This window comes from Allobosea sp. P2_A10, from assembly GCF_056405115.1.
The window spans coordinates 1-3628 of sequence record NZ_JBFUCS010000044.1 but is presented as its reverse complement, the minus strand read 5'-3'; the positions used below and the strand labels follow the sequence as shown (position 1 = coordinate 3628).

At 62.8% G+C, this 3628-nt stretch carries 3 protein-coding genes; all 3 read left to right on the top strand.

The features are described from left to right. Positions 1 to 2: 2 nt before the first annotated feature. Complete coding sequence (gene virB11 / locus AC1DZY_RS26360) at positions 3 to 1052, top strand: P-type DNA transfer ATPase VirB11 (RefSeq protein WP_476823117.1); 1050 nt, start codon at positions 3 to 5, stop codon at positions 1050 to 1052. Beyond that, positions 1030 to 3162: a type IV secretory system conjugative DNA transfer family protein gene (locus tag AC1DZY_RS26355; protein WP_476823116.1), complete on the top strand. Its 2133-nt coding sequence runs from the start codon at positions 1030 to 1032 to the stop codon at positions 3160 to 3162. The genes virB11 and AC1DZY_RS26355 overlap by 23 nt, the downstream gene beginning before the upstream one ends. 216 nt (positions 3163 to 3378) lie before the next feature. Next, positions 3379 to 3628 (top strand): phage integrase N-terminal SAM-like domain-containing protein (locus tag AC1DZY_RS26350; RefSeq protein ID WP_476823115.1); only part of this gene is annotated, 250 nt, incomplete at its 3' end.

Here is a 3628-nt window from a genome sequence, read left to right as displayed (position 1 = left end):
AAATCAGCCTGCATCGACCCGTCTTCCTCAATAGGGCGCTCTCACCCTTGCGACCCTGGCTCGATGACGACCAGGTCGTCGAGATCTGCGCCAATGGTCCGGGCGAAATCTTCGTCGAGCGCTTCGGGCAAGCCGCGATGGAGCGCCATGACCTGCCCGAACTGACGACTGCCGCCATCCGCCATCTGAACGAGCGCGTCGCCGGCCACTCCGGCCAGAGCGTCAATGAAGAACATCCGCTGCTTTCGGCCGCGCTCGCGACAGGCGAACGGTTTCAAGGGGTGCTGCCGCCGGCGACGACAGGCGGCGGTGCCTTCGCAATCCGTAAGCAGGTCATCAAGGACATGGGCTTAGGCGACTATCGCAAGCTCGGCTCCTTCGATCAGGTCAAAGTCGACACAGTCGGCGCGTTCTCAGAGGTTGACCGCAAGCTCTGTGCGCTTCTCGACGATGGCAAGATCGAGGACTTCATCCGGCTCGCGGTCGTCCATCGCTATTCGATCCTGCTCGCCGGCGGCACCTCCTCGGGCAAGACCACCTTCCTGAACGCGATTCTGAAAGAGGTCCCCGCTGACGAGCGGATCATCACTATCGAGGACACGCGGGAGGTCCGGCCGATCCAGGCCAACCATCTCGCGCTCGTCGCCTCCAAGGGCGATCAGGGCGAAGCCCGCGTCACGGTTGAGACATTGCTGCAGGCCTCGATGCGGCTGCGGCCCGATCGCATCTTCCTTGGCGAGATCCGCGGGCCGGAAGCTTATTCCTTCCTGCGAGCGATCAACACCGGACATCCGGGTTCGATCACCACTGTCCATGCCGACAGCCCGCAAGGCGCCTTTGAGCAGCTCGCCCTCATGGTGATGCAGGCAGGGCTGGGTTTGAGGCGCGACGAGATCGTCGCCTATATCCAGTCCGTCTTGCCGATCGTCATTCAGCAGACCAAAATTGGCGGCTGGCGCGGCACCTCCACAATCTATTTTTCGCGGATGGCGGAGTGGCAGGCGAGCCGCAAACGGCGGGGAGGCCGCCGTGCTGCGCGTCCATCTCTATAGAGCGGGTGTCGCCCTTTTCGGTATCCTTGCATTCTTCCTGCTCTGGAGCCTTGCCTATGAGATCGTCGTCGCCTGGCGCTGGGCACCGTTTCGGTTTCCGAGTGAAGGCGCCAATCGCTGGGCTCTGTTTCGGATGCAGAACGCAGACCGCTCGGCCGGTTTCGCCCTGATCGCCTGGAACCATTTTCAGGCAAGGCTCGCCTATCCCGGCACGCAAGGCGAAGCGCTGATCCGCGCCGGGATCGCAGCGGGCGGCGTCATCGCGCTCGGGCTCGGCGGCTGGCTTTTTGGGCACATCAACCGCCGGCAGATGCCGTTCGGCGCTGCCCGCTTCGGCACCTTGCTCGAGGCCGCGAAACAAGGCCTGACCGGCAAGCAGGGCATCATTCTGGGCACCATGGGCGGCGTCACGATCCGCTCCGACGAGCCGGCCCATATCCTCGTCGTCGGGCCCTCGCGCTCGGGCAAGGGCACCGGCTTCGTCCTGCCCAACGGCTATCTCTGGCAGGGCTCGGCCGTGTTCTTCGATCCCAAGCGCGAGAATTTCGAGGCGCTCGCTGGCCATCGCGAGCGCATGGGCAATAAGGTCTTCATGTTCGCGCCGGGATCGCGCGACACCCATCGGTACAACCCGCTCGATTTTGTCCGCCGTGACGAGCTGATGGCGACCGACTGCCTCGTCGTCGCCTCCTTCATCATGCCTGAAAAGGCCGATGACACCTGGGCAGGCGCCGGGCGCCTCCTGCTCTCGGCCCTGATCGGCTACGTGCTGAGTTCGCCGCTGACGGCGCAGGCGCAGCACATGCGCTCGGTCGCGCGCATGACCACCACCGGCCAGGATATCTCGTCGGTCCTACGCGCTATCGTCGAGACGGAAAAATCGCACCTGCCCAGCTGGATCACCGACAGCTTCAACCAGTACATCGCGCTCGAGCCGGAAACCCGAAACTCGGCCGTGTTCAATCTGAACATGGCGATGTCGCTCTGGAACAACGGGCTGATCGCGGCAGCGACCGAGACGTCGGATTTCGACATCCGGGAATTGCGCCGCACTCCGATGACCATCTTCATCGGCTGCACGATCGCTGAACTCGCAATCTTCCGCCCTCTGATCCGCATCCTGTTTCAGCAGATCCACGACATGCTGATGGCGCGGCTGCCAGGCCGCGATGAACCGCTTCAGGTGCTGCTGATGCTCGACGAGTTCTACCATGTCGGTCGCATGGACGCGCTGATCTCCAAAATCACAATCAGCGCCGGCTACGGCTTCCGCATGTGCCTGATCCTGCAGGACCTCGCCCAGCTCGACGAGCTCTACGGCAAGAACACGCGGATCACCACGGTGTCGGGCTCGCAGATCAAGCTGTTCATCCAGATCAATGATCTCGAGACATCGGAATTCGTCTCGGAGATGCTCGGCGATACGACGCAGGTCTACAAAACCCCCGTAACGCGGCCGGGGCAGGGGCTATTCGCACCCCGCGCCTGGGCGCCGCATTACACCTCCCGGCCGCTGCGCTCGCCCGTTGAGCTGCGCGAGATGTCGGCGCGGACCGCCGTCCTCATGGTCAAGAATTCTAGGTCATTCGAGGTCACGAAGATCCGACATTATCGCGATCAGCCATATCGGCGGCTTCTGGGTTCATTGGAGAGCCCGCCGGTTTTGCCGACTTTGACAACTTGGACCGATGAGTCGGCCGCCGCAGGAGAGGCCGCGCCCGCATCTACCTTTTCGGGTAGCGAGCAACGGGGCGTGACTCCCAACGCAAGTGAAGCTCAGTCCCTCTCGTCGAATCGACATGCCGAGCCCTCGGGATTGGAGCGGCCAGACGATGCCGCAGTGGTGGTCGAGCCACCATTGCGGGCCGCGATGCCAGGGCCAACCCAGTCACGAAAGACACTGTCTCTGGGCAGCCGCGGAACCGATCTTCAGGGTGAAAGCTGCAATCTGCGCCATGTTCTGTCTGCAACCGAGCTCGCGCAGACCGCGGGATTTGGTGAGATGATGGCAAACCTGAGCGGTTGCGGCTCAGACGATGCCAAGCTTTCAAATGCGCGTTCGATTTTGGATCGGCTTGAACGCAGTTTCGGCGACGATGATGGGGATTAAGCGAATGTTTCGCTTACAATAGTGCATGTTCGATGCGGTGGCATGCATGAGCGTGGTGGCGCCACGTACGCCCATCGGTCGATCGGGTAAAATGCGCCAGAGGGCTAAGCCGCTCTCGCGGCAGGGCGCTGCGGCGCGGTCATCGCTGAGATTTCGCCTGTGAGGCGCTGCATCCGAGGATTTGGGGGTCGTTTCCCCTGATCCTTGGAGGTTTCCATGATCGATGCCGTTACCGTCACTCCGCTGCGTCAGCGGATGATCGAGGACATGACCATACGCCGGTTCGGCGAGCACACGCAGCGCGACTATGTCCGGCAGGTCCGTGAGTTCACAGCCTTCCTCGGCTTGCCGCCGGATCGGGCCGAGCCGGAGGATCTGCGGCGCTACCAGCCTCACCTGGCTTCGCTCGGCGCCAGCTACGCGCGGATGAACACGGCCTGCACCGCGCTGCGGTTCTTCTTACTAG